Here is a 25,724-nt window from a genome sequence, read left to right as displayed (position 1 = left end):
ATCACTTCAAATATTGTAGCTGCGAGAACGTTGTGAGTGGAGTATCCTGCGGAGTATCTTGTATGCGTCTGCGCTGCCCGAGAAAAAAGGAAAACGCCTCAAAATAATATTGAAGCGTTAGAGATGGGACTCATATTACCTTAATTTATTTACATTAGTGTCAATAGCTCCTAGAAAGAAGGTCTATATCAGAGCATCGACTTCTGCTGGGGTAAAAATAAGCTGTTTATCCTTGACCTCAGCTGTACCATTGAGACGATAGCCTTTAGGACCACCGTCCATTGTGGCTGCAACAACCCATATGTTTTTGTCAGCTGCTAAATTCTGTTGTGTTACGTCCATTTTGTAAATGCCGAAGACTACTGTGTCACCGACAACTTCGCCTTTGCCAACAATAATTGGGTGAGGAATGCCATCTGCACCCAGTGTGACAAGAGAGAGAAAGGCCGAACCCTCAATGACTGCTTTGACCCCTTCATTAATAACCATCTCGCCATCTCCTTAGTATTTTTTTGATAGTCTTTACTTTAGTTTTGCTACCTAGTACAATATTACCACCTGGATTTTATTTTTCAAGTACGCAGAAAATGATGAGTAGGTAAGGAAAAACTGACTATGAAAAACGATCAAAACAACAGCGCATGCAGAGATAACTGCCCATGTATGGAGGATTGTCCATTGGGAAGCGCACTAAGGTTAATAGGCGGAAAATGGAAAGTGCCTATTTTATGCGCGCTTAATCAAGACGGGATAACAAGGTATAATGAACTGAAACGTAAGATTAGAGGCATAACAAATACCATGTTAGCGAGCTCATTGAAGGAATTGGAAGAAGACGGTCTTATCTGCCGTAAACAATATATGGAGATGCCGGTGAGGGTTGAATATGCATTGACGGACCTTTGCAGTGACCTGATGCCGATTCTAAAACAACTCGCACATTGGGGAATTCAGGTTCAAGAGTCTGAATACACATTGAACAAAAACTAAGAAATGCCCCGATAATATATGTTGTATAAAATAATAAGGCGAATATTTTGGGGAGCATTAGTCTGAAATAGTCTATTGCTCCTTTGTTTGCATTATACAAAAATACTTAGGGGCTGCTGAACAGGATGTTATTTTCTCAATAAGCTAACCTGATCAGCCCGAAATTCTCTCTAATAAAATTGAGTATAAGAATCCGGAGCCTGCGCTCCAGGTTCATTACCAACAGCTGCATGGCGATAACAGTCTCACTGGTTTCTTTGAGACGTGCCATGATACGTCCGAGCCCATAAAACCGCTTACCTTCTCCGAATTTTCCTTCAACAGCGTTTCGTATTCCAGCATCCAGCCGTTCTTGTTTCTTTTGTTCTCTTAATAGTTCCTGATCTTTGGCTGGTCTGCCGAGCGGTGGACCGCTCAATCGAATGCCCAGTTTCTTGCAGTAGTTAAGGTTATCTCTGTTCCGGTAGATCTTGTCTGCCATCACGGCTTCTGGATAAAAACCATACCTTTGGTAGTAGTTTTCAACCGATTGCATGAGTGTCTTGCTTTCATTGAAAGCGTCAAAGCTCAAGCTCTCCATATAACTGAATCCGTTCACAACACTGATGGCAAGCTTAGCTCCAAATTCTACATCTGCGTTTGACTTGCCTCGTACTATGGGTCTGACAAAAGGCATATGCAGGCTGACGATGCGATCTTCTACCGAATGTTTACCCTGTTTGTACATTTCCAGCTGTTGCCGGTAGATTTCTTGACTGACGAGCAGATTGCGGTATTGGCGTTTAGTTAAGAGAGTCAGCGAACTTTTTTCAGCAAGAGTCTTAATGTTTTTCAGATCCCGTCGAATATATCGCAGCTGTCCTCCGATTCCTTTGCGGATCATCTTAGCAGTCTTATGTTTCTTTTTATCAATGTTCAGATAGCTTTTGCGTGCATTGCGACGGTAGGATCTGGGTTTCTTGAGAATCCCGGCATGCGGTGCATGCAGTACATCAATGATTTCTTCCAAAGCCTGCCGGGTTGTGTTCAAAAGCCAGATATCTGTAGGATAGTGAATATCCGCAGGGGTGCAGGTTGCATCCAGGATCAGCTTGCCTGAGTTCTTGGTTTCTGAAGGTTCTTCATTCGTTTTCTCTTCTTGTCCTGTATCATCAGAGTCTTCACCATCAGAAGGAGGGGTGTCGTCTGAGCCATCTGAGTCATCTGGGTCATCTAGGTCATCTGGGTTTTCTGGATATTCATGTTCTCCGGCTAGTCTGCTAGTAATCTCGTTGATTTCGTTGATAATATCCTTGTCCAAACGTTTGCGGAAATGGGTCATGAGTGAATGATTGAATGGCGGTTTATCTACAAATGCACTTAGGCCAATGAAATATTGCATGTACGGATTTTCTGTGATCTCTTCGACCGTGTCACGGTCAGATAATGATTTCACATTTTGAATGATCAGAGATCCGAGTGCCAAACGCACCGAATAGGCTTTTTGTCCGCGACTGACAGGAAAACTTCTGGCATACTTCTTCTCAACTTCGGCCCAGGGGATCATTAATGCGAGCTTACACCATTTATTGTCCGGGTTTAAGTTCCCGCCAAAAGGCAGAAAGAATTCGTGCGGAAATGTAATCTGCTGTTCGGTAGGTTTGTACATGAAAACACGCTCCCAAGTGCAAGGTTTTTTAACATAATATTTATGTTTACATGTACTATTTTACCAAAAGTCGGGGTTAAAACCCAGTGTTTATGCTGATTTTACCGTTATTCAGCAGCCCCTACTTAGGGTTGTCAGAATGGGGCTTATCCTAAAGGAATACATCATTTGATCAAAGCTAGTTTTACTTTTACTTTTCTGAATATTCAGAAAAGTATTTGTTTAACATACACAAAAAGTTGACTGCTATACACTGAATACGAGCGCTCGTGTTTAAGATATGATCTGTATTTTAAAGTAAAGGAGGAAAGGTATAGACTCACAAGTCTAAAAAAACCAGAACTTCATAGCGCAAATGTTTAGCATCTAAGGGACTTTTAACATTATCTTTTTTATTTTCACAAATTGGAATGGAGTGAACAGGATGGAAAATAACCAGTTAGAAAATGGCTCGGTAGCAGACAAGATTAAATCTGTTCAGATCAGCAGACGTTCTTTATTTAAATTTGCCGGGCTTGCTGGAGGGGTAGCGGCACTCGGGGGAATTGCTGCCAGCAGCTTTGGTGATGCAAAGTCCATTGATACGATGATGGGATGGGAATCAGAACAAGGGGAAGTATATTTTAATCGTGAGCCATTTAGAGTAGATAAGCCTGGTTATGAGATTAAAGGACCAGTCAATCGTGTGGATCAAGACGTTGATTCGCCAACCTTTCGTCGTCTGTACTATCAGGAAGATGCCTTATTAAGCAAAAAAGGCGAAGAAAATTTAATGCCCAGATTGAAGGAATATTACGCAAAGCATCCTGATAAACTGGAAAGCGATAGAGCATGGTTCACCAAACTTCTTCCGAACCTCGCTGAAGAAGAGAAAAAAATGAATAAGGATATGTGGGGGATTGCAACTGCATGGAACAAGGCTTGGACCAGCATGCTTGCTCCCTTAGTAGGGGACCCAAAAGAGTGGGACTTTAAGGGTGTAATCAAAGAACCATTAAAAGTTAAGGATCCAAAAGAAACAAGCAAACTTATTAAAAAATGGCAGGCCTCTTTGGTGGGACTTTAGTGGGTATTACGAAAGTCAATCCGAGGTGGATCTTGGGCTGGGGTGGTGGCGTGGACCCTAGGATGCTTCCAATTTTAGCTGCGGTAGGAATCGATCCAATAACGCCAAGAGGGGTAAGAGGTGGTCCCATAGACATCCCGGATTGGTGGCAATATGCAATTGTCATTGCTGTACCCCATGAACCTAATTTAATAGAAGCAACACCGCTTTTTTACAGTCCATTTGAGGCATATACGCGGTCAGGTCTTGCTGCTGCAAGACTTACGGGTTTTATTAAAGCTTTGGGGTATCCTGCCAGATATAACGGAAACCCAATTATAGGGTGGGATGAACTTTTACCCACACCGTTAGCAATTGATGCCGGATTAGGTGAGATGGGAAGGCCCGGCATATTGGTTACACCTGAATTTGGACCCTCGGTAAAATTGGCTGTTGTACTGACCAATCTTCCTATGGAGCCGGATCGGCCAATCAACATGGGATTAAAGGATTTCTGCGACAAGTGTGGTATTTGCGCGGAAAAATGTCCTGGTGGCTCTATTCCAAGCGGACAACCCGAACTGCAGGACGATGGCGTGGTACGTTGGATGTCAGACAGAGAAAAATGTCAGAACTATTATGCTTCTGTTCCCGTCAGACATATGTGTGGTGTTTGTTATTCTGTGTGTCCGTGGCGCAGATTTGACAATGCGTTGCATAAGTATAGCCGTGAATTGGCTGTAAGAGATCGAACCGGAATAGCACATCAAATCATGCTATGGGGGCAAAAGAGCTTTTATCCGAGTCCGTCAAAGGACGATTATAATGCTCCGACGTGGGCGACTTATAAAGACGTGCCTTGGTGGATGAGAACGGATATGTTCTTTGACGGAATACCGGAAGGCATCTTTAAGAAATAGGAGGGATAGCGGATGAGCCTTTATTCGTTCATTGCAGGAATGGGAACAGCAGTAGCTGTGTATTGGTTGTATTCATGGTCGAAGCAACGTGGTCAAAGCTTAAATTGGTGGAAATGGTTAGTCGTTTGTGCGTGGGTTTTATTACTCTTTTTAACGGATATATTTATTTTCACTAGTCTCGGTGAAAATGAGTCTCGTGCGGCTTTAATGGGCGGAGTCTTTTTGACTGCAATCACTGTAATTTCAGGAGTCGGGATCTGGCGTTGGTTTTTTACTGTACCGAAAGCAAAAATAATTGATAATGCATCTAAAATGTAATTATTTTTGTTCTCAGTTTTAAGGTAAGGCTGAATGGTTTGCTGCCCAGAGAGAAAACAAAAATATAATCGCTGGGCAGTCAAACCGTTTGTCGTAAAAGCGTGGTTAGCAGTTTAAGAAAATTTGAGGGACACTCTTGTAGCCGGATCCAACAAGACTTGGAACTATATGCACTATGTTTCAATTAAGGTGGGAAGTGCTGAGAAAGGCACGTAGTGCGGATATAATAAACGATGGTATACCGGGAGATGTGTAATTTGTCTAAAGCTCATTTAAAAAAACTGTTCTTATTTATGTTTTATGGATCTTTAATGATCGCATTATTGTTTAGTTTTAAGGGCAGACAGATGGATGTCCAGCAATTCTTACCCTCAATGCTGAGCAATGCTCAGGAGTTTGAAGTAATTGAAACTCATCCTCTGACCTATGCAGGCTATAAGAATATCAACGGTCAGGATACGCTGCAGGGATACGTAGTTTTTGGCCAAGGAAGCGGCTATGGCGGTCCTGTATCTGTTTTAACGGCTACAGACCCCAACGGTAACATTTTAAAAGTTCGGGTTGTAGGGTATGCTACGGAAACACCATCCTATATTCAATCAGTTTTGAGAGGGGATTTTCTGAAGCAATTTATAGGTAAATCTGTAGATGAACCGCTGGAAATTGGACGGGATATCGACAAGGTGACCAGTGCTACGCTATCATCAAGAGGAATTACCGATGCAGTCCGCCAGGCTAGTCATGGGCTGGGTAGAAACCAATTTGCCTTGAATATTTCTGAGCCTTCGGAGAATATTAATTTGGGGATTAAAGAAATAGGTTTGGCTTTATTAATATTTGCAACGATTATAGGAGTGCGTTTGAAAATCAATAAGCTGCGCTGGGTAGTTATTATATGCAGTATATTTTTTACAGGTTTCTGGTTTAACTGCTCAATTTCACTTGCAAACATTGCCAGCGGATTAATGGGATTCTTCCCAGCTTTTAAACAAAATCTTTTTTGGTATATTTTGATCGTCGGGATTCCATTAATTATTTTCTTAAGCGGAAAGAATCTATATTGTTATTGGTTATGTCCTTTTGGAGGAATTCAGGAGATACTGGCAAAAATCGGAGGCGGAAAACTAAAATGTAATCATAATATAGGAACATGGCTGCAAAAAATTAAATACATGTTAGTTTGGATCGTGCTGATTTTAAGCTTTTGCTTTAAATCACCGAGTGTAGGTGGCAGTTATGAGCCCTTTGGAGTCCTGTTCGGATTTCAGGGTGTGAGTGTGCAATGGATACTGCTCAGCATTATCCTGGTTGTATCGCTGTTTATCAGAAGATTTTGGTGTTTATACTTTTGTCCGGTCGGGGTGATCAATGAAATCATCATTAAAGCAAGACGGTTCGTAAATTCCCTTTTCCAAAAGAAACAGGAACAAGGTATTCTAACGAATAAAGGAAGGACACTATGAGGAACCTTGGCTCTAAGGAAGTATTTTTCTGTACTTTGACAGCGACAATCTTATTTTTAGTTATGGTCTTACTATTTAGCAACATAAAACAACTTTTATAACTATTCATCAGCGTTGAATTAAATAACGCAAAAAAAGCATGTTCATTATCTGCATACAGTATCCACGAAGAAAAAATAATAAATAATTAAATGAGGGTAGTTCTGTCTGCCTATATCTCTAATTATCAGGAGATTTAGGTAGACAAGGAAACAACATAATTACATTTTCACATATTAATTAGTCTAAGTATAAGGCTAAGTACAAGGGAGTGTAATCATGAGTGATAATGATCTACCGTGGCTGAAACACACAAAATTATTCCGGTCGCCAATAGATGGATGGAAGAAAGTTTTTGCGCATAGAGAAAGATTGTTATATCCCAAAGGAAGCATTATTATTAAACAAGGCATCACTATTGAGAAACTATTATATATTTTTACAGGGACGGTTGAATATTCGAAAGTTGACGAAGAAGGCAATGAGGTTCTCATTGATGTATTGGGTGCAAATAATTTATTTATGATTGCTCCATTGTTTACCGGTATTCCCCCTCTCGGTTCATTTACGGCTGTAGAAGACACAGTAGCAGCTGCAATTTCAATTCAGGAAATGAAAAGTTTGATGAAGTCTGATTTTACGCTTACTGAAGAGTTGCTCTACGACCTTTCAATGAAAAGTAATAACCACATAAGTCGGCTGCAAAAACATTACACTTACAAAGTAGACCATAGAATTATCGAAACTTTGTGTGCACTTGCAGATCAACAAGGGATGCAACTGTTTATCAATCAACAAGATTTGGCTGAACTTGCAGATACAACAAGAGTAACGGTGTCAAAATTATTTCGCGACTTAAAATCTGAGAACATTATACGGCCAATATATGGAGGGATCATTATACAGGATTATAGCCGCCTAAAAAACTGGCAGAAACATATTTAAAGATCTACAATTTAGACTAAATGAATTTATTATTGATGAAGAAATGATATTTTAGGAGGTTATTAAATGCCAACTTATGACTTTATTTGCGAAAAGTGTGGTCACAAGTTTTCAATTTTTTGTAGTGTAAGTTCAAGAGACAAACAAATATGTCCGCAGTGCACTGATGATAATATAACTCAGCGGTTTACAACGGTTAATGCCTATGGAGTCAAAGGTGGTAAAGCCTGTTCATCTGGGAAATGTAGTCCTGGCTGCAAATGTTAAAATCTGCACCATCTTTTCTCTTGACTTTTCTCCAATTTCATTTAGAATAATACGTAATAATCATATATTCTTTTTGGTGTCTCTTATGGAGAAGAATAGGGAATCAGGTGCAAATCCTGGACGGACCCACCGCTGTAAATAGTTGTGATGACTGTACAATGCCACTGAGAAATTGGGAAGGCACAGAAGTCGGTTAAAACTATGAGTCAGAAGACCTGCCAATAAAGATACGTAATGAAGCGACGGTAAAGTTTCAGTTTGAGGGATTAGAGTCCCTCAAACTGAAACTTTTTTATTAATGCTTCAGCAAGTTCAAAACGTATACGTTTTGAACACAAAACCACCCGTTACACGGGTGGAGACAAAGAATTATAAAAAAGAAATTCACCTTCCGCTATAATGATGAATGTTCAAGCCATCAAAAAGCAAAAAGGAAGGGGAATTTCTATGGATAAAAGTTTAGCACACACAAAATGGATGTGTAAATACCACATAGTATTTACACCAAAGTATAGGAGGCAGGTAATATATAAGCAGATCAAGTCAGATATAACGCAGATAATAAAGGAGCTTTGTAAATATAAAGGTGTAGAGATAATCGAAGGGCATGCAATGCCCGATCATATCCACCTGCTTGTATCAATTCCACCGAAGATGAGCGTATCAAGTTTCATGGGGTATTTGAAGGGAAAAAGCGCAATGATGATATTTGATCGGCATGCCAATTTGAAATATAAGTTTGGCAATCGCCATTTCTGGGCAACCGGGTACTATGTCAGTACTGTGGGACTAAATGAAGCGACCATAGCAAAATATGTAAGAGAACAGGAACTGCATGATCAGATAAATGATAAGGTAAGTGTCAAAGAGTTAGAAGACCCCTTCAGGGGTTAGCCAGGTAATAAATGCTGAATGGCTTGAACGAAGTGCAAGCCAGCACTTTTAGGTGCAGGCTTGCAATAAGCCCTTATAGGGCTAGAGCATGCCACCCGTTTTACGGGTGGTCATGACTTTGTATTTATTGCATTTAATATGGAGGTTTTCATCCTATGGAACCTGTGGTACAGCTTAAAATAGAAGCTCTTACTTTTCCACCGGAAACAAAAAAAGTATTAAAAGATATCGACTTAACCATTAATAAAGGAGATTTCATTGCCATTACAGGGGAAGCTGCATCGGGCAAATCGATGTTGCTCCATAGCATCACCGGAGCAGCGCCTCAATTTTTCAATGGACAGTTAAACGGCACCATTAAGGTGATGGGGAAAAACATTAATGAAATCCCCTTAGCAAAAATGTGCGATCACATCGGCTATATGATGCAGGAGCCGCAAAATCAGATTGTCAGTATCACGGTAGAAGAAGAAGTTGCTTTCGGTATTGCCAATATGGAACTTCCTTGGGAGGAAATTAAGCATAGAGTCAAAAAAACTTTACAATTCGTTGGACTGGAGGGTTTTGAACAAAGAAATACGGATGGACTGTCCGGCGGCCAAGCCCAAAGAGTGGTATTGGCAAGTGTTCTAGCGATGGAAACTCCCATTCTTGTTTTAGATCAGCCCACCGCAGAATTAGACGGAAAGGGAAAACAAGACCTCTATTCTCATATCGCTTATTTAAACAGAGAAAAAGGAGTTACCGTGATTATGGTGATGGACCGGGCCTGCGATATTCTCCCTTATACCAATCGTATTCTTATCATGGCTGAAGGAGCCATTCAAGAAGAATGCAGCCCTGATGACTATCTAGAACGGTTAAATAAAAAAATCAGCCCAGCAAAAAATATTACAGCAACAGATGAAACAATAATTGAAGTGAAGGATCTAACCTTTACCTATAAAGGGGATTTTAAGGGATGTGAAAAAATTGATTTGGCGATTAATCACGGTGATTTTATTGGGTTGATTGGACTCAATGGTTCAGGGAAAACGACGCTCTTAAAGTTAATAGAAGGTTTGCTTGTCCCGGATGCGGGTGCGATTCAAATATTTGGCAAACCCCTAACCAAAAGAAATTTAGCAACCATACGCAGTCAAATAGGTTTTCTGTTTCAAAACCCTGATCTTCAAATCTTTGCAAACACAGTAAAAGACGAGGTAGCATTTATTTTAAGAAAAAGAAAACTGCCGGAAGGGGAAATTGAAGAGAAGGTAAATGGAATTCTAGCTGAAGTCGGGCTGTTAGCATACGCCGATATCCATCCTCACAGGCTCAGCCGCTGCCAGCGTCAGAAACTGGCAATTGCCTCTGTTTTAGTAGGAGATCCTGAGATTATCATAGCTGATGAACCGACCTCAGGCTTAGATGAAGAACAAAGTGCCCTGATTATGGAGCTGCTTTCTGCATTTCAGCAACAAGGTAAAACGGTTATTCTCGTTACCCATGACCTGGGTTTGGCAAAACAATATACCAATCGTATTGTGGCGATGCATAAGCACCGTCTGGTATTGGATATTCCGACCCAAGAAATTGGTTCTTTTGAAAAAACATTGAAGGACATCGGGTTAGATTTTCAGAAGGAGGGCATTGCTAATGGCCTTCATTGAAAAAATTGATCCGCGCACGAAATTGGTATGGTGTTTAACACTGATCCTTACAGCTTTACTTTCGCAGAATCTGATCCAGGAAATTGGGATGATTGCATTGGTAATGATTACGGATTGTATTTTTTCTAACCATTTAAAAAAATATAAAATACTAGTACCTGTAATGCTTTTAGTTGCCTCGCAAATTATTGTCATACAGCTTTTGTTCTGCCGGGATGGAGAACTTCTTTGGCAGTGGGGAATCGTATCTGTTTATACTGGCGCTATTCCGGCTGCTGCTTTAGGTATTTCCCGCACTGCTGCCGTGACCTTTGCTGCTGTTCAGTTTATGACCTGGACTTCTGCCACAGATGCTGCTTTAATGCTCATATCATGGCATGTTCCTTATCGCTATGCCATGTTGGTCGTTATGACAAAGCGGTTTTTCCCTCTGATGCAAAAGGAATATCTGGCAATTTCAGAGAGTCAATCTGTTCGGGGTTATCCCTCTGAAGGGATTAAAAATAGAATAAAAAATCTTCCGTTAACGTTTATGCCGTTGCTATATCGTACAGTCCGGCATACTTCAGATATTGCTCTTTCGATGGAATTAAAAGGCTATGGCCGAAGCAAGCAGCGAACTTTTAGCAAACAATTGCATTTAAAAAGCTGGGAAATGATCAACATGATGGTTCTTGTCTTATTTTTCATTACAGTTAACTTAGTACCTTGATAACTCCAAAACACATGTAAACAATTTAACGAGAGGGAACAAGTAGATTTAGGGTTGACCTGGTACTAAAATATAAAAAATATTTTATTTTAGGAGGACATTATGAACAACAAATTTTTCAGAACCGACACCAAAGCACTCGTAGGATCCATTCTTTTAGGTATTGTCTTTGTCATAGCCTGTCAAGCTACAGGATTTATTGACAATCTTCTTCCCACAGGCAAAGCAGGCATGTACTTAATTAACGGTACGGTCTGGGCTTCCTTTACGGCACTCATCGTCCTGCTTTATAAACAGCCTGCCGGAATGATTGCAGGGGAAGTCGAAGCATTAATTTCCATGTGGTACAGCCCGCTGTGGATTGCTTTTATCTTCGCGAATGCCATCGGGTCACTTGCCGTATCATTCGTCGCAGCCAAGTGCTCCATGGAAAAATGGTGGCACCACATTCTCGCCCAATTTCTCTGCAATGTTTTAGGGAATGCTGTTGTTTGTATTGGATTAATCAATATTTACCAGTTACCCATCAAGGTTGCCGTAATTGAAGCATTGATTACCATCGCTATCTGTTGGCCTCTTTCCACGGTGATCACAAAATTAATATATGATAGCATCAAAAAATCAGGTTTAGTCAGATAAGAAAAATTTGAGTTAGACAATGCAATTAAGAAAAGAGGTTAGGATATGAGCCAGGACTTGAGAGATTTTCTGAAGCGGCTGGAGCGAGAGGGTGAAGTGAAGCATGTCACAGAAGAAGTTAAAAGAGCGTATGAAATCAGTACCCTCATTATGGAACTGGAAAAAGAGCACCGTTATCCCGTCATGGTTTTCGATAAGGTAGAGAACAGTGCGTTTCCTGTGGTGACCAGTATCTTAAGCACCAGAGAACGGTTTGGCAAAGGACTGGGTGTCGAAGCGTCTAAAGTTTCTGAAACCTATGCCGAACGTATCAAAAAACGGATCGAAGAGGTCAAAGTTATTAAGAACCCTCCTTTTGCCGAACATTGTATCACTGGCGATGACATCGATCTCTATAAGCTTCCAATCCCAATTCATTTTCCGATTGACGCCGGGCCCTATGTAACCTCTGGACTGTGTGTTGCCAAAGACCCTGTAAGCGGTGTGGAAACCTTAGGTTTCCACCGCATGCAGTTAAAAAACAAGAATACCTTAGGGATTTCACTCCATTCCCGTCAAAGACTCTGGGAATATTTTCGAAGAAGCGAAGAAAAAGGGCAAAGCTTGGAAGCCGCCATCGTGATTGGCGTTCATCCCAATATTGCCCTGGGATCTATGGCCCTTGTCCCGTATGACCAGGGCAAATATGGGGCAATTGCAGGGCTTTTTGGTGAGCCTTTGGAAGTTGCGCCCTGCGCTACTGTGAATTTACAGGTTCCGGCCTATGCGGAAATTGTCCTGGAAGGTGAAATACTGGCTGATGTGCGGGAAAAGGAAGGTCCTTTCGCTGAATTTACGAATTATGCCTGCTATCGAAGTACGGAAAATGTCTTCAAAGTCAAAGCCATCCGCTACCGGCAAAATGCTTTTTATCATGACTTGACACCTGGGATGAGCAGTGAACATATCACGGTTGTAGCCATTCAGAGAGAGGGCGACGTCATAAATGCGTTGCATCAGACTTTGCCGAATATCAAAGCAGTTCATGCACCTTTTTCGGCCTGCGGATTGTTTCATTGCTATATTTCTATGAAAAAAATTGCCGAAGGGCAGCCTATGCAAGCCATTTACGCCGCTTTTGCAGTCGACCACAATATCAAGATGGTCATTGTGGTGGATGAAGATGTTGATGTCTTTAACGAAGAGGAAGTCCTATGGGCACTTGCCACAAGATTACAGGCGGACAAAGGGGTTTCCATTTTACCGCAGCACCTGGGAATGGGTGTGACCCTTGACCCCTCAACGGATGAATTAAGCCGTACGTCCAAAATGGGGATTGATGCCACAAAGCCCTTAAGCGGTTTCGCCCCTAAAATCCAATTGGACGATGAAGTAAGAGAAGCAGTGCAACGGCTTCTTAAATATGCCAAATAAGGGTTGTGTGTTCTAAATATACCGATTAAGGGATGAGCGTATGATTAAAATTGCCATTGATACAGGAGGTACTTTCACCGACTACACCGCGGTAGGGACGTTTCAAAACAGTGAAACCAAAACGATCTTTGTAAAAAATCCTACCAATCATAAGAATCCTGCCCAGGGGATGATCGCTGGCTTGGAAAAATTGGCAGCTGCCTGGCATACGGATTTAGAACCACTCCTTGCGGAAACGGAACAAATCATTCACGGTACCACCTTAGCTTTGAACGCCATTTTAGAGAAAAAAGGTTCGGTTACCGCGCTTTTCACCACGGAGGGATTCCGTGACGCGCTGGAAATACGACGTTCTCAATTGGAAAATCAATGGGATCTAACAGCGGAAATGCCGGAATTATTGGTCCCCCGCAGACTGCGGTTAGGAATAACGCAGAGAATGGACTATCAAGGTGATACCATCAAAGAATTGGATGAAAACACTGTAAGATCTGCTTGCCGGAAATGTAAAGAGTACGGTGTGCAGAGTATTGCTGTCTGCTACCTTTTTTCATTTCTGAATCCGGAACATGAAAAAAGAACGGCTGAAATCATTCAGGAAGAACTTCCCGATGTATTCGTATCCCTGTCTTCGGAAGTAGCGCCAAAAATCAGGGAATATGAAAGAACGTCTACCACCGTACTTAATGCTTATCTGACACCGGTTCTAACAAATTATCTCAAAATCATAAAAAAAGAACTTGGGCAATATGGTTGGGATAAACCCATTAATATGATGATGAACAGCGGCGGTTTAAGCGATACGGATGCCATGGCACGTTTCGCCGTTAAAACCCTTCTTTCAGGACCGGCCGGGGGTGCCTGCGGTAACGAAGCCATGGGAAAAATGATGAAAAATCCCTATACTGTGTTGGCTGATATGGGTGGAACCAGTTTTGATGTGCATGTGGCGGGCAACGAAAATCGGCTTATTCCCCAATCTGAAATAGCAGGATACCCCCTAGCGATTCCGACCATTGATATCACTTCCATTGGTGCCGGTGGCGGCAGTATTGCCCAGGTGGATGAAAGCGGAAGAATTCTGGTGGGTCCGGACTCTGCCGGATCAGTTCCAGGTCCCGCTTGCTATGGTTTAGGAGGAACGGAACCCACCGTTACAGATGCTTTGGTTGTTCTCGGTTTGATTGATGAAGAAAACTTCCTGGGCGGCAGCATGCGCTTAAATAAAATACTGGCTGAAAAAGCGATTGACGATAAAGTTGCGAAAGCGTTAAATGTCCCGGTGACGGAAGGAGCGACGATCATCTACCGTATTGCGACAGAGATGATGGCGGATGCTGTTCGCCTTGTCACGGTACAAAAAGGCAATGACCCCAGAAAATACAGGTTGATAAGTGCGGGAGGAGCATTCCCTCTGTTTGCAGCCAATATGATGGACACTCTCCATATGAACGAAGTTTTGTTTCCCGTTACCGGACCGGTATTCTGCGCCTGGGGCATGTTAGGAGCATCTCGCCGCAGCGATTTCATCAGAAGTTTCTTTATGGAAAGGGGACAATGGAATCCCGCAAAAATCAATGCTGCGATCAAGGATATGAAAGAAGAAGGAAAAGCAGAGCTCATTCATTTAGGTGTACCGGAAAATGAGCAGGATTTCCGCCTTACTCTTGAAATGCGCTATATTGGACAGCACCATGAGATATCCGTACCCTGGCAAGGAACTTTTACGCGTGAGAGCAGGGATGCTTTAGACATAGCCTTTAATCATACCCACGAAAGCATCTATGAATATGCAGAAAGAGACAGGGAATGGGAAATCATCAATATCCATCTGGCTTGTATGGAAACAGAAAAGGAAAACACGCTCTTTCCGTTTGCTGAAAACAAGCTTCCCTTAACAGAAAGAACAGTGGCAGGAGAACCGTTTGGACAAGCAGGTGAAATTTCTGTCCCCGTTTATCACGCCGGTGATTTCATTGGTGATGGTACAAAAAATATCACTGGTCCCGCTTTGATTGATTTTGAATACACCACGGTTTTAATTCCCGCTGGCTTTGTAGGCAAAGCGGTCAAAAATGGTGTTCTGACATTAACAAAAGAAGGTACGCAAGTATGACAAGGACAAATACGGAAGAACTTATTAATCGCACCGTTATTGCCAATCGTCTCGACAGTATCACTAAAGAAATGGGGCTTGCTTTGGAGCATTCCGCCCATTCCCCCATTTTCGCAGAAGCCTGCGACTTTGCCTGCTGCATCTGTGACAAAGACGGCGAGCTGGTTTCTCAGTTAAGCGGTATTCCGATTCTGGCAACGGCAGGTTCCTTCAGCGTCCAATCTGTTTTAAGAAAATATAAGGATAACATCAAAAACGGGGATGTTTTTATCATCAACGACCCCTATGACGGAGGGAATCACCTGCCGGACATCGGGATTATTACACCTGTTTTTTTTGAGGAAAGTTTGATGTTCTTCTGTGTCAGCCGCGCCCATCACGGGGATATCGGCGGTTCTACCGCCGGGAGCTATAACCCCAAAGCGACTGAGATATTCCAGGAAGGGATCCGCATTCCCCCAACAAAATTGATGAGCAACAACGAATTTATTATTGAAGTTTTAGATATGATTCTCATCAATACTCGGAATCCGAAAATGCTGAAAAGCGACCTTCTAGCCCAAATCGGCGCCAATAAAGTTGCCGTTAAGCGTATCCTGGAGATGGTGGAAGCTTATACGCCCGCTGTCGTGAACAAAGCTATTGCTGAAACCTTGGAACAAACTGAAATGCTGACGAGAAAGCGGATCAGAGAGGTGCCCGATGGCATTTACCGGGCGACCGAATATATCGATGATGATGGTTATCAAGAAGAACCCGTCAAAATTGAAATTGCCGTAAAGGTAGAAGGAGACCGTCTCTTGGTCGATTTCGAAGGTACAGATAAGCAGGTTAAAGGTTTTATCAATACTTCTGTTGTCACAGCGACGACGGCTTCGGGCATTGCTGTTCTTTGGTTTTTAGGCTCTGATATTCCAAGAAACGGTGGAGCATTCCGCTGCATCGATGTCAATTTGCCCAAAGGTTCTTTGGTAAACCCTTATGAACCGGCGCCTGTAACGCTTTGTACCTTGACTCCGGCCAGCGAAATTATCGGCACCATTTTTCAAGCCTTGGGTCAAGCAGGCCCCGGTAAGGTTCCTGCAGGATATGCGCGCTATGCAGGACCTTCCTATTACGGTAAGGATCCCAGAAATAACCGCTATTATGTGGGATTTTCTTTCTGTTCGACCGGGAGCGGCGGCGCCATGAAAGGAAGTGACGGAAAATCCTATATGTCTGCCATGTCCAATTTCGGAGGGGTTAGAACGCCTAATATTGAATCCAACGAAATCCAATATCCCCACATCACACGTTATCATGAAATGGAAACGGATACTGCAGGCGCCGGCGAATACCGGGGTGGCGCAGGGATGCGGTACGCGTTTGAACTATACGATGAAGGCAGCCATATCGTGAATTTTGGTGATGGGATGAAATTTGCTCCCTATGGTTTAAACGGAGGACATCAAGGGAGCTTAAACAAAGGTGTCTTTCTTCATACGGAAAAACCAGTTATCATGGAGAGTAAAGAAGCTCCTAGACGTGTTGCCAAAGGCGATCAGGTTATTCTGAACTCCAGCGGTGGCGGCGGATGGGGTAATCCCTTAGACCGCCCTGCCGAAAAAGTGTACGATGATGTCTTGGATGAGATCATCACAATCAAAACGGCTGTAGATATTTATGGTGTTGTTATCACAGAAGAAGGAATTGATTACGATAAAACGAATAAATTGAGAAACGGTAAAAAATTGTGTAAGAATTAATGTGTAATCAAAATACGGTTATAGAGAATTAGGTAATACAGAATACGGTAATAAAGAATGACGAATGAAATAAGGAATGAAAAAATGAAAATTCTTTTAGCCATGACAGGGGCAACCGGGGTGATCTACGGTGTACGTTTATTGGAGGTTCTGAAAGAAACAGAACATCGCGTTTCGCTGATCATGAGCGGGTGGGCTAAAGAAACTCTCTCGCTTGAAACAGACTATTCGGTAGATTACATTCAGTCTTTAGCAGATACCGTATACGACAATAATGACTTGGCCGCGGCTGTTGCCAGCGGTTCTTACGGGATAGACGCAACCATTGTCGCACCTTGCAGCATGAAAACGCTGTCGGCAATTGCCAACGGTTATAGCGATAACCTCATTGTGCGCGCTTCCGACGTGGCCTTAAAAGAGCGTCGTCCTCTCTTTTTGATGGTAAGAGAGACACCGCTCTCTTCAATTCATCTGAAAAATATGACGACCGTAACGGAAGCAGGCGGAATACTCATCCCTCCCATGCCTGCCTTCTACCACCGGCCCAAAACCATTGACGATATTGTGAATCAAAGTGTTGGCAAGGTGTTGGATTTGCTGAAGATTCCGCACAATCTCTTTGAAAGATGGAGAAGTGACCAATGAACATAGATATCGGACAAGACAAGCTCGCCCTGTCCTACGACATATCGATAATTGGACACGACATTGTAATTATCGTTACCGGAGGGAAACAGCATATCGGCAGCATAGCGGTCGGAAACTGCGGTACGGTTACACAGTATACCGTAGAAGGCCACCGTGATGACGCCCTGGCCGAACCTCTGGCACAGGAAGTTTCCAAGCTTTTTAACTGTATTTGCTTGGTATCTGCAGGATTTCATCAAGACAACCTTGCTAAAGAAGAAATTGAAATTGTACTGCAAAATCATCGACAAGGGATCCGAAAAGTCGTCGCGTATTTGAAAGAGAACTATGCAAAGAGAACTGATAGCAAAACAAATTAAAGGATGAGACCGGCATGAACAAAATTGATTATCAAAACAATGACTATGACTTTTTATTGCAAGTCAAAGCGGAACAGCAAACAGCAGCGATTCTTCAGAAGGCGATGGCATGCGATATTTTTACCGCGATTGAAGAAGGAAAATCTTTCGGTGATCTGACCAATTGCCTTCATCTCGATGAGAAAGGAACGTTTCTTTTCCTCGACGTTTTAGACAAAATGGGTTTAATCATTAGGAAAGAAGGCTATCTGTGCAATGCCCCTGTCAGCGCCAAATATCTTTCGGCAACTAGTCCTTTTTTTAGCCTGGACGCTTTAAAAAACGGTGAAATCAGCCATATCTTTATCGCTGAAAGACTTACGTCCATGTTAGAATATTTTAGGGGGAATGTCTTCCTTGATAGGATTTCTCCTGATGTTTTTTCTCTATCAATTCAAAAGTTTATGATGAAGCAATGTAGGGGGATTTCTTTTAATGATCAATTGCCCTATGATCTGATCATCACAGGCGCAAATTATGAAAAACACGCGGAAACCATTAACGATGACGCAGTAATTGCTGTCATGGGTCGGTATTCTGAAGAATATTCTTTATATACGGCTATTAACCTATATGAAAATTACCTTCTTCAAAAAGACAGTTCCGTGCTTTCGGCGAACATCTTTTCTGCTAAAGATGTCTCTGGATTTTTTGAGAAGAGGCATATGCATCAAACGCCTTTATTACCCCTTACAGGTGATATCTCAGTGATTTTTGCATCCAAGAATAGGCATAAATTAGAAGAGCTGGACATAACAAAAGAAGCGCAAATTTACGCAAGATTAAAAAGACTGCCTATTCAGTCCATCACGATGATCAATCCTCAGGATGTGGTTATGGCCCACTGGACAAAAGATCATTGCCGCTATGGATGCTCCAGCTATGGGGAAAAGTGCTGTCCGCCAAATAGCCCCTCCTATGAGGAAACGAGGGTGAAATTAGACGGCTATACCAAAGCTTTTCTGATTGAAGGCCAACCGCCGACAAGGGATTTTCAAAAACTGATGCTGAATGCGGAAAAAATGGTTTTTAAACAAGGTTTTTATAAAGCGTTCTCTTTTTGGGCAGGACCATGCCATATTTGCAGCGAGTGCAAACCGCCAGCACCGCCCAAAAAGTGTACAGTGACCCGTCCCTCTATGGAAAGCGCCGGCATTGATGTTTTTGCTACCGTTTCTAAGCAAGGCTTTACAATGCGAACCTTAAAAGATAAACAGGAATTCGTTAAATACTTTGGGTTGTTGCTTCTGGAGTAAATGATAGGTTTCTTTAGATGGATTGAATTGTTATCTCCAAACAGAATGGTTTTGTGATTTTGAGAAACAATAATGGAAATCACAAACCTGAATATGGAGAATACAATGATGAAGAAAAAACATAAGGGATTATCAGTTTGGCAGCTTACAATGATGGCTTTGGGAACAGTAATCGGGGGTTCCTTTTTTCTGGGCTCATCGGTAGCTATTAATGCTGCAGGACCTTCGATTATCGTTTCCTTTATTCTTGGCGGAGTCATCGTTTATTTTATCCTTTTTGCCTTGTCCGAAATGACGGTTGCGAATCCTGATGTTGGTTCCTTTCGTACTTTTGCAGCCCAAACCTTTGGCAAAGGAACCGGTTTTGTAGTTGGTTGGGTATACTGGGCTGGGATGGTTTTGGCTATGTCCAGTGAGGCTACCGCTGTATCGATCCTGATGCGTGAATGGGTTCCCAATAGTTCCATAGCCGGATTGGGAAGCTTAATTATTGTAAGTGTCACGCTGCTAAATTTATTGGGAGCTGATAAATTAAGTAAGCTCGAGAGTGGTCTGGCTGCCGTCAAGCTGTTAGCCCTGGCTTCATTTATCATCATCGCCTTACTTTTAATCCTGGGATTATTTCCGACTGTCTCCCAAATAGGTGCCGGAGAATTAGTCAGGGAACCTTTGATGCCGGCGGGGATTAAAGGGATAGCAGGGAGTATGCTTATCGTCATATTTTCCTATGCAGGTTTTGAAATTATTGGACTGGCTGCTTCGGAAGCCGACAATCCAACAAAAACGATTCCCAAAGCAATTTCCCATACAGTATTAATTCTGATAGGATTTTATATTGTCTCTATTGCTGTGCTGCTTCCGTTAATCCCCACCTCCAGTCTAAGTGAAAAATTCAGTCCCATGGTAGCTGCGCTTGATAGATGGGGAATTGGCTGGGCGGGCAACGCCATTAATTTTGTACTCATAACAGCGATACTTTCTACCATGCTGGCAGCGATGTTTGGTCTGGGCAGAATGATGCGGTCTCTTGCCGAAGAAGGTCAGGCACCCAGTTGGTTAAAGGATCAAGGAAATGTCCCGTATCGGGGAATACTGATTTCTGGTTTAGCCATGCTTGCAGGATTGGGCATTGGTCTTTTGCTCCCAAGTGTATACTTGTTTTTGATAAGCTCCGGTGGGTTTGCTTTGTTATTTACGTATGCAGTAATTATGGCGACTCACTTACGCTTTCGAAAGAAATATGGGTGTCCGCCATCAGGCAAGTGTCAGATGCCTTTATACCCCTATTCTACCTGGATTGTTTTTCTGAGTCTGATCATGATTATCCTAAGTATGCCATTTATCTCCGGGCAGGGAACAGGTCTTATTGCAGGGATCATCATGATTGCTGTGTTTTATGTCCTCTATATGTTTCTAACCCGGATCAATAAATTACAAACAAATGACGCTAATAGAGCCAATAATAAACGATTAAACCATAATACTTGTAAAACGAAATTGTCCGTAGAATTCTCCAGAGATTTAATAGAAAAAGCGGATTCTCAGGCAGACAAAAAGCCAGAATGATCTTGGTCAATCCTGCCTAAAAATAAAAAATTTAGCGGCAAGCCTCTAGTTCCTGAACTTTATTTGAAAACCAGGCCGTGTGCAGATCTTCGTCAATTAGATTGGCCCACAGGACAGAAAACAACGTATGATCTTTTCCGATTTTCAAAATCAAGTCTTTATAATCACTCATTGCTTTTTTCTCCAGAAGAATATCAGCTTTTAGCAGGGGGACTATTCCAAACGCAGCCGTAATATTCCCGGCGGTCTTTCCCAGAAGCGGGGAAACAATATCCCCCAAAATGGTCGGTTCCCTATTGTATTTCCGTATTTGGGCGGCAATGTTATCGACATGCTGCTGTTCAATATAAGATGACCGTTCCAATACTTTGCTGATATAGATATCTTCGACCAATTTACTTTGCGCCATATAAAGATCAACCTGGTTCAGTTCCAGGCTGTAAAACCAGTTGAGCTTTGCGATGATTCCGTCAGTATCCAGATTTTATTCCACCACCTGACTGACTCAATGTCTTGATGCTTGTACTGAAAGAAGTCTTTCAGTCTATTCTATTATTGATAAAATGCCTTGCAAATATACTGAAATCTATTCGGATTGATCATGAATCATGCCCTATTAATTTCAGTAAATCTTATTTTAGTGGTAAAATAGGGTGGGGCTTTCAGCCAGGAGATCGCTGCAGGTAAGAAAGACCAACTCCGATACTGTTGGAGGATACAAATGCAATATTGCTGCTTGGAGGGTAAATAATGAATGCTGCTGACGAAGGAATCATCTACGAAGAATTTGAGGTAGTAGAAATCCAAAGAGAAAATGATGCCATTGTGATGAAAGAAGCGGTGAGAAAGGTTATCGCCGAAGTGTCCCTTAAAATGATAGTCAATGGACAGGAGCTTGTTTCCGTTCTCTGTCTGAACCGGCATCACGAGGAGTTGGCCCTGGGTTTTCTATATAATGAGGGTGTTATTGGTTCTTATGAAGATATTGAAAGCATCGAATACAATGAGAAAATGCTGGCAGTGCTGATTGAACTTAGAGAAGGAGTCGTTATTGACAGACGCGAAAGTCTGAGAAGCATCACTTCCGGCTGTGGCAAGTGTTATACCTACATTAATCCGCTGAAAAAGACGCAGTACGCCGTCAGCACGAACAAATCCACTTTTTCCGCAGGAAATATCTTGACAATCATGGATAAGTTCATTGAACAGTCTGAGATATTTCATACGATTGGAGGCGTCCACAGTGTCTTATTTCACACTGAAGGATTTGAAGTGCTAAATGAAGACATTGGCCGGCACAACTGTTTCGATAAAATGACAGGAATACTGATGAAGGCAAACAAGATGGAACTAGCTGCAAATGGCATGGTTTTTATCAGCGGCAGACTTACTTCGGAAATGCTCATGAAAATGATCAGGCTTGGAGCACCCGTGGTAGTTTCCAAATCGACGCCCACAACAGCGACCATCAGGCTTGCCCGAGAATATAACATTACACTTCTCGGCTATGTCAGAGGAGGCAAAGGCACTGTTTATGCCTGCCCGGAAAGGCTGGTTGGCACCTCCGACAGCCAAATCTAATGCCCGCATATTTTGAAAAATTTGTCGAATGGTAGGAATTTCTTAACTTATCTAGAAATAGTATACAAATCCTTTAAAATGACAGAATGTTTAAATTATTAAACCCTCTTAGCAATACCCACGATCCTCCGAACATATTGCCATTGATTCCATGAAATAAACAAGCGTATTGCGTATATATAATTCACAATATTCACACAATTATCCACAATTAATTTGCTATCAATTTCAACGATGATTCCATGATTCAAAGAGAGAATATAACTGCGGATATGCGGATTAAATATTATCAGAATATTAAGAAAATGGCATCTGATTTTTGTAACCTTGGATACCGATTTCTGGCAGTTTTTTACGTATGATTAAAAAGATAAGACCACGATTAAAAAAAAAATATAGAGGAGGTAAATTTGTATGTCTCAAATGTTCTGTTTTCAATGTGAACAAACTGCCGGCGGAAAAGGATGCACGAACGCAGGGGTCTGCGGAAAGAAACCGGAAGTGGCTAATAAGCATGATGAGCTTACTTGTACCCTGATTGGATTGGCCAGAGCGGCATCCGGTCAGAAAACTACACCGGAAACAGATGCTTTGGTGATGCAGAGCCTGTTTGCCACAGTGACCAATGTTAATTTTGATCCTCAAGATTTTGATGCCTTCATACAAAAGGTAAATGAAGAGAAAAACAAACTTGGCGGGGCGGAAGATTTTGCACCTGAAGCTTTGTTCCATGGCGATCCGGACATCGTCTCGCTGCGTTCGACCTTGCTGTTAGGGATACGCGGAATGGCAGCATATGCCTGGCATGCGTATGTTCTAGGCAAGCAGGATCCTCAAGTCACCGCCTGCTTTTATAAAGGATTGAAAGCTATCGGGGAAGATCATTCCGTCGATGAATGGCTGGAGTTGCTGATGGAATTCGGCAAAACCAATCTTGCCTGCATGGCGCTACTCGATGAAGCGAATACTTCGGCTTATGGTCATCCGGTGCCAACCAAAGTTACAACAATCATAGAAAAAGGCCCATTCATTGTGATCACCGGCCATGACCTGCTCGATCTGAAACAATTGCTGGAACAGACAGAAGGAAAAGGAATCAATATTTATACCCATGGTGAAATGCTCCCAGCTCACGCCTATCCTGAATTTAAAAAATATGTGCATCTGAAGGGCAATTTCGGAACGGCTTGGCAGAACCAGCAAAAGGAATTTGACAATATTCCGGCTCCGATCTTTTTTACGACGAACTGTCTGATGCCACCCAAAGCCAGTTACGCTGACAGGGTTTATACGACATCCGTCGTCGGTTATCCGGAAATGAAGCATATCCCGGATGCCAAAGTCAAGGACTTCTCGCCCCTGATTAAGCAGGCGCTTGAACTTGGCGGCTACAGCGAAGATCAATACAGGACAGGGATCAACGGCGGAAATGAGCTGATGACAGGTTTTGCCCGGAATACTGTTCTCGGAGTTGCGGATAAAGTGATCGATGCCGTCAAGGGCGGAGCAATCAAGCATTTCTTCCTGGTTGGTGGCTGTGATGGTGCAAAGCCCGGCAGAAACTACTATACCGAGTTTGTGAAGCAGACGCCTATGGATACGGTCGTACTGACACTTGCCTGCGGAAAATACCGCTTTAATGATCTGAACATTGGAGAAATTGGGGGACTGCCGCGGCTGATGGATATGGGACAATGCAACGATGCTTATTCCGCTATCCAGGTTGCTGTTGCGCTGGCCCAGGCCTTTGAATGCGGCGTAAACGATCTGCCATTAACACTGGTGCTCTCCTGGTATGAACAAAAAGCGGTCTGCATTCTGTTGACCCTTTTGGCCCTGGGCATAAAGAATATCTATATCGGACCATCCATTCCAGCTTTTTTCTCTTCCAATGTACGCAACGTTTTGGTTGAAAAATTCAATATCACACCGATCTCTACACCAGAGAATGATTTAACAGCCATTCTGGCTAAATAAAAGGGATCACCGTCAATCCGAATGCTGCTGACACTATGTTGGCAGCATTTCATTTTGGGTGTTAATAGCCCCTTTTTTTTGCACATTTAGCATGACCTAGCTGCGTTTCACATCCATGTTCACTTGGACTGCTAGATCACGTTACGTTACGTGAATTATTCCACAAAATTATGCTATAATGTTTTCATGCGTTGATCTTAGACATAAAGGCTGGTAAAAAGTATGCAGGTATTTTTACGGATTGATATTAATCTTGCTGCCCTGGTGTTGTTAGGGGTAGTATTTTTGATTGCTTACCAGAGTCTTGACCGGCAGGATAGTATCAATAAAAAATTTCTGACTACGTCTTTAGTCATTATGCTGGAGCTTGTTTTTGAAACGCTGACCTGCATGATCAACAGACGCCCTGAGTTATGGTTGATCCCGGTGTCGGAGCTGATGCACATATGTTTGTTTATTACGGCGCCGCTGTTAACCTATTCGTGGTACAAATTTAATTATAGCTGGACTGAACCAGACAGCACAATTTTTAAAACCAGGAAAATCCTGTATTTCATTCCGATTGTCATCAATACGGTACTGACCGTTTTATCGCCTATTTATGGTTTTATCTTCGATATAGACAGTGCGAATGTCTACCACCGGGGATCACTTTTTCTCGTTTCAGCTGTAATTACCTATTTTTATCTGATAATCAGTCTGATACAGATATTTAAAAGAAAAGGGAAAATCATTAAGCAGGAATGGATTCCTTTAATAGCATTTGGAATACTGCCGATTATCGGAGGGATTCTTCAGTCGATGTTTTATGGTGTGCTTCTGATGTGGAGCTGTACGGCATTTTCCCTCGTGATTATTTATTATTTTCTGCAGCAAAGAATGGCTCATCTGGATAACTTGACCGGCGTATGGACGAGAGGATCTTTTGACTATTACATTTCCCGAAGGATCCACCATAAGGCCGATGATAAATTTGGGCTTATTTATGCCGACCTTGACGGACTGAAACAAATTAATGACCAATATGGGCATTCCGAAGGGGACAAAGCGATCCAGACTGCTGTTGGGCTAATAAGAAGTGTCCTAAGAAAAACAGACATTATTGCCAGGATGGGTGGCGATGAATTCGCGGTAATTATGGAATGTGACAGCAAAGAAGCTCTGGAGAAAACAATTGAGAGAATCAATGTGTCTTTTGAAGCGTATAATAAAACTTCCGGAAAGCGTTACAGGCTGGAAGGAAGCTTTGGGACTGACATCTTTGATATGAGATATGCCAGCATTGAGCAATTTCTCAACCATGTTGACAATCTGATGTACAGCCAAAAAAAGAATAAAAAAGCGGATTTGGGAGGATCCGTGGGATTTGATTCCTTTTAGCAAGTAATTCTTTTTGAGCTAAAGAAAAACCGTTATAATAGACTGAAAATTCGTAACATTTTATTAATTTCACCCTAAATCACGATATTTGCAGGTTGACCGAAAGCCTGTA

24 protein-coding genes and 1 riboswitch are annotated in these 25,724 nt (G+C 42.2%); of the genes, 21 read left to right on the top strand and 3 right to left on the bottom strand.

Going from position 1 to position 25,724, the window contains the following annotated elements:
• Window positions 1-183 precede the first annotated feature (183 nt).
• Window positions 184-489, bottom strand: a complete 306-nt coding sequence (locus DEHRE_RS09730; protein ID WP_025205909.1) for a pyridoxamine 5'-phosphate oxidase family protein — start codon at window positions 487-489, stop codon at window positions 184-186.
• 126 nt (window positions 490-615) lie between these two features.
• Between DEHRE_RS09730 and DEHRE_RS09725 the strand changes: the two genes are divergently transcribed.
• A complete protein-coding gene (locus tag DEHRE_RS09725) occupies window positions 616-990 on the top strand; it encodes a winged helix-turn-helix transcriptional regulator (RefSeq protein ID WP_141690688.1) in 375 nt (124 codons plus the stop codon).
• A gap of 136 nt (window positions 991-1,126) precedes the next feature.
• Here DEHRE_RS09725 and DEHRE_RS09720 read toward each other — a convergent pair whose 3' ends face one another.
• The gene (locus DEHRE_RS09720) at window positions 1,127-2,638 is read right to left on the bottom strand and encodes an IS5 family transposase (protein ID WP_025205907.1); all 1,512 of its coding nucleotides are present in this window, start codon (window positions 2,636-2,638) and stop codon (window positions 1,127-1,129) included.
• A gap of 424 nt (window positions 2,639-3,062) precedes the next feature.
• On the opposite strand from DEHRE_RS09720, the gene DEHRE_RS15330 reads away from it, so the two are divergent.
• The 17 genes from DEHRE_RS15330 to DEHRE_RS09640 all read left to right on the top strand — a co-directional run bounded on the left by DEHRE_RS15330 (window position 3,063) and on the right by DEHRE_RS09640 (window position 20,674).
• Window positions 3,063-3,704, top strand: a complete 642-nt coding sequence (locus tag DEHRE_RS15330) for a twin-arginine translocation signal domain-containing protein (RefSeq protein WP_242836934.1) — start codon at window positions 3,063-3,065, stop codon at window positions 3,702-3,704.
• Window positions 3,704-4,603: a reductive dehalogenase domain-containing protein gene (locus tag DEHRE_RS15325; protein ID WP_242836932.1), complete on the top strand. Its 900-nt coding sequence runs from the start codon at window positions 3,704-3,706 to the stop codon at window positions 4,601-4,603. Before DEHRE_RS15330 ends, DEHRE_RS15325 begins: the two co-directional genes overlap by 1 nt.
• Before the next feature lie 12 nt (window positions 4,604-4,615).
• A complete protein-coding gene (locus tag DEHRE_RS09710; protein ID WP_015045246.1) occupies window positions 4,616-4,921 on the top strand; it encodes a hypothetical protein in 306 nt (101 codons plus the stop codon).
• A gap of 311 nt (window positions 4,922-5,232) precedes the next feature.
• Window positions 5,233-6,384, top strand: a complete 1,152-nt coding sequence (locus DEHRE_RS09705; protein WP_242836931.1) for an FMN-binding protein — start codon at window positions 5,233-5,235, stop codon at window positions 6,382-6,384.
• Between the two features lie 318 nt (window positions 6,385-6,702).
• Window positions 6,703-7,368 carry a Crp/Fnr family transcriptional regulator gene (locus tag DEHRE_RS09700; RefSeq protein ID WP_015045244.1) on the top strand — a complete coding sequence of 222 codons (666 nt, stop codon included), beginning with the start codon at window positions 6,703-6,705 and terminating at the stop codon, window positions 7,366-7,368.
• 66 nt (window positions 7,369-7,434) lie between these two features.
• The gene (locus DEHRE_RS14435; RefSeq protein ID WP_025205905.1) at window positions 7,435-7,635 is read left to right on the top strand and encodes an FmdB family zinc ribbon protein; all 201 of its coding nucleotides are present in this window, start codon (window positions 7,435-7,437) and stop codon (window positions 7,633-7,635) included.
• A gap of 57 nt (window positions 7,636-7,692) precedes the next feature.
• Window positions 7,693-7,872, top strand: a riboswitch (cobalamin riboswitch).
• A gap of 210 nt (window positions 7,873-8,082) precedes the next feature.
• Entirely contained in the window at window positions 8,083-8,529 is a 447-nt protein-coding gene (gene tnpA / locus DEHRE_RS09690) for an IS200/IS605 family transposase (protein WP_025205743.1), read from the top strand.
• A gap of 155 nt (window positions 8,530-8,684) precedes the next feature.
• On the top strand, window positions 8,685-10,181 hold the full coding sequence (locus DEHRE_RS09685) for an ABC transporter ATP-binding protein (protein WP_015045242.1): 1,497 nt from the start codon (window positions 8,685-8,687) through the stop codon (window positions 10,179-10,181).
• The gene (locus DEHRE_RS09680) at window positions 10,168-10,893 is read left to right on the top strand and encodes an energy-coupling factor transporter transmembrane component T family protein (RefSeq protein WP_015045241.1); all 726 of its coding nucleotides are present in this window, start codon (window positions 10,168-10,170) and stop codon (window positions 10,891-10,893) included. Before DEHRE_RS09685 ends, DEHRE_RS09680 begins: the two co-directional genes overlap by 14 nt.
• 102 nt (window positions 10,894-10,995) lie before the next feature.
• Window positions 10,996-11,532 (top strand): hypothetical protein, encoded by a 537-nt coding sequence (locus DEHRE_RS09675; protein WP_015045240.1) that lies wholly within the window; start codon window positions 10,996-10,998, stop codon window positions 11,530-11,532.
• Window positions 11,533-11,577: 45 nt separating this feature from the next.
• A complete protein-coding gene (locus DEHRE_RS09670) occupies window positions 11,578-12,945 on the top strand; it encodes a UbiD family decarboxylase (RefSeq protein WP_015045239.1) in 1,368 nt (455 codons plus the stop codon).
• Window positions 12,946-12,985: 40 nt separating this feature from the next.
• On the top strand, window positions 12,986-15,061 hold the full coding sequence (locus DEHRE_RS09665; RefSeq protein WP_025205904.1) for a hydantoinase/oxoprolinase family protein: 2,076 nt from the start codon (window positions 12,986-12,988) through the stop codon (window positions 15,059-15,061).
• Window positions 15,058-16,806: a hydantoinase B/oxoprolinase family protein gene (locus DEHRE_RS09660; protein ID WP_015045237.1), complete on the top strand. Its 1,749-nt coding sequence runs from the start codon at window positions 15,058-15,060 to the stop codon at window positions 16,804-16,806. Before DEHRE_RS09665 ends, DEHRE_RS09660 begins: the two co-directional genes overlap by 4 nt.
• 84 nt (window positions 16,807-16,890) lie before the next feature.
• The gene (locus DEHRE_RS09655; protein WP_025205903.1) at window positions 16,891-17,451 is read left to right on the top strand and encodes a UbiX family flavin prenyltransferase; all 561 of its coding nucleotides are present in this window, start codon (window positions 16,891-16,893) and stop codon (window positions 17,449-17,451) included.
• Window positions 17,448-17,813, top strand: a complete 366-nt coding sequence (lpdD, locus tag DEHRE_RS09650) for a prenylated flavin chaperone LpdD (RefSeq protein WP_015045235.1) — start codon at window positions 17,448-17,450, stop codon at window positions 17,811-17,813. The genes DEHRE_RS09655 and lpdD overlap by 4 nt, the downstream gene beginning before the upstream one ends.
• Before the next feature lie 14 nt (window positions 17,814-17,827).
• Window positions 17,828-19,108, top strand: a complete 1,281-nt coding sequence (locus DEHRE_RS09645; RefSeq protein WP_015045234.1) for a DUF2284 domain-containing protein — start codon at window positions 17,828-17,830, stop codon at window positions 19,106-19,108.
• 108 nt (window positions 19,109-19,216) lie between these two features.
• Window positions 19,217-20,674 (top strand): amino acid permease, encoded by a 1,458-nt coding sequence (locus DEHRE_RS09640; RefSeq protein WP_025205902.1) that lies wholly within the window; start codon window positions 19,217-19,219, stop codon window positions 20,672-20,674.
• 31 nt (window positions 20,675-20,705) lie between these two features.
• Here DEHRE_RS09640 and DEHRE_RS09635 read toward each other — a convergent pair whose 3' ends face one another.
• On the bottom strand, window positions 20,706-21,083 hold the full coding sequence (locus tag DEHRE_RS09635) for a hypothetical protein (protein ID WP_015045232.1): 378 nt from the start codon (window positions 21,081-21,083) through the stop codon (window positions 20,706-20,708).
• Between the two features lie 341 nt (window positions 21,084-21,424).
• Between DEHRE_RS09635 and fdhD the strand changes: the two genes are divergently transcribed.
• The 3 genes from fdhD (at window position 21,425) to DEHRE_RS09620 (ending at window position 25,612) form a co-directional block, all read left to right on the top strand.
• A complete protein-coding gene (gene fdhD, locus DEHRE_RS09630; protein WP_015045231.1) occupies window positions 21,425-22,255 on the top strand; it encodes a formate dehydrogenase accessory sulfurtransferase FdhD in 831 nt (276 codons plus the stop codon).
• A gap of 414 nt (window positions 22,256-22,669) precedes the next feature.
• Complete coding sequence (gene hcp / locus DEHRE_RS09625) at window positions 22,670-24,232, top strand: hydroxylamine reductase (RefSeq protein WP_025205900.1); 1,563 nt, start codon at window positions 22,670-22,672, stop codon at window positions 24,230-24,232.
• A gap of 222 nt (window positions 24,233-24,454) precedes the next feature.
• The gene (locus DEHRE_RS09620) at window positions 24,455-25,612 is read left to right on the top strand and encodes a GGDEF domain-containing protein (protein ID WP_025205899.1); all 1,158 of its coding nucleotides are present in this window, start codon (window positions 24,455-24,457) and stop codon (window positions 25,610-25,612) included.
• Window positions 25,613-25,724: the final 112 nt, after the last annotated feature.

This window comes from Dehalobacter restrictus DSM 9455, from assembly GCF_000512895.1.
In the GTDB taxonomy this organism is placed as follows: Bacteria; Bacillota; Desulfitobacteriia; order Desulfitobacteriales; family Syntrophobotulaceae; genus Dehalobacter; species Dehalobacter restrictus.
Note: the sequence above shows the minus strand (reverse complement) of the source record. Positions and strands in the feature narration are given on the sequence as shown.

Coding starts and splice junctions, on each gene's coding strand:
- DEHRE_RS09730 (WP_025205909.1), bottom strand. CDS start 489: ATGGTTATTAATGAAGGGGTCAAAGCAGTCATTGAGGGTTCGGCCTTT.
- DEHRE_RS09725 (WP_141690688.1), top strand. CDS start 616: ATGAAAAACGATCAAAACAACAGCGCATGCAGAGATAACTGCCCATGT.
- DEHRE_RS09720 (WP_025205907.1), bottom strand. CDS start 2,638: ATGTACAAACCTACCGAACAGCAGATTACATTTCCGCACGAATTCTTT.
- DEHRE_RS15330 (WP_242836934.1), top strand. CDS start 3,063: ATGGAAAATAACCAGTTAGAAAATGGCTCGGTAGCAGACAAGATTAAA.
- DEHRE_RS09710 (WP_015045246.1), top strand. CDS start 4,616: ATGAGCCTTTATTCGTTCATTGCAGGAATGGGAACAGCAGTAGCTGTG.
- DEHRE_RS09705 (WP_242836931.1), top strand. CDS start 5,233: ATGATCGCATTATTGTTTAGTTTTAAGGGCAGACAGATGGATGTCCAG.
- DEHRE_RS09700 (WP_015045244.1), top strand. CDS start 6,703: ATGAGTGATAATGATCTACCGTGGCTGAAACACACAAAATTATTCCGG.
- DEHRE_RS14435 (WP_025205905.1), top strand. CDS start 7,435: ATGCCAACTTATGACTTTATTTGCGAAAAGTGTGGTCACAAGTTTTCA.
- tnpA (WP_025205743.1), top strand. CDS start 8,083: ATGGATAAAAGTTTAGCACACACAAAATGGATGTGTAAATACCACATA.
- DEHRE_RS09685 (WP_015045242.1), top strand. CDS start 8,685: ATGGAACCTGTGGTACAGCTTAAAATAGAAGCTCTTACTTTTCCACCG.
- DEHRE_RS09680 (WP_015045241.1), top strand. CDS start 10,168: ATGGCCTTCATTGAAAAAATTGATCCGCGCACGAAATTGGTATGGTGT.
- DEHRE_RS09675 (WP_015045240.1), top strand. CDS start 10,996: ATGAACAACAAATTTTTCAGAACCGACACCAAAGCACTCGTAGGATCC.
- DEHRE_RS09670 (WP_015045239.1), top strand. CDS start 11,578: ATGAGCCAGGACTTGAGAGATTTTCTGAAGCGGCTGGAGCGAGAGGGT.
- DEHRE_RS09665 (WP_025205904.1), top strand. CDS start 12,986: ATGATTAAAATTGCCATTGATACAGGAGGTACTTTCACCGACTACACC.
- DEHRE_RS09660 (WP_015045237.1), top strand. CDS start 15,058: ATGACAAGGACAAATACGGAAGAACTTATTAATCGCACCGTTATTGCC.
- DEHRE_RS09655 (WP_025205903.1), top strand. CDS start 16,891: ATGAAAATTCTTTTAGCCATGACAGGGGCAACCGGGGTGATCTACGGT.
- lpdD (WP_015045235.1), top strand. CDS start 17,448: ATGAACATAGATATCGGACAAGACAAGCTCGCCCTGTCCTACGACATA.
- DEHRE_RS09645 (WP_015045234.1), top strand. CDS start 17,828: ATGAACAAAATTGATTATCAAAACAATGACTATGACTTTTTATTGCAA.
- DEHRE_RS09640 (WP_025205902.1), top strand. CDS start 19,217: ATGAAGAAAAAACATAAGGGATTATCAGTTTGGCAGCTTACAATGATG.
- DEHRE_RS09635 (WP_015045232.1), bottom strand. CDS start 21,083: ATGGCGCAAAGTAAATTGGTCGAAGATATCTATATCAGCAAAGTATTG.
- fdhD (WP_015045231.1), top strand. CDS start 21,425: ATGAATGCTGCTGACGAAGGAATCATCTACGAAGAATTTGAGGTAGTA.
- hcp (WP_025205900.1), top strand. CDS start 22,670: ATGTCTCAAATGTTCTGTTTTCAATGTGAACAAACTGCCGGCGGAAAA.
- DEHRE_RS09620 (WP_025205899.1), top strand. CDS start 24,455: ATGCAGGTATTTTTACGGATTGATATTAATCTTGCTGCCCTGGTGTTG.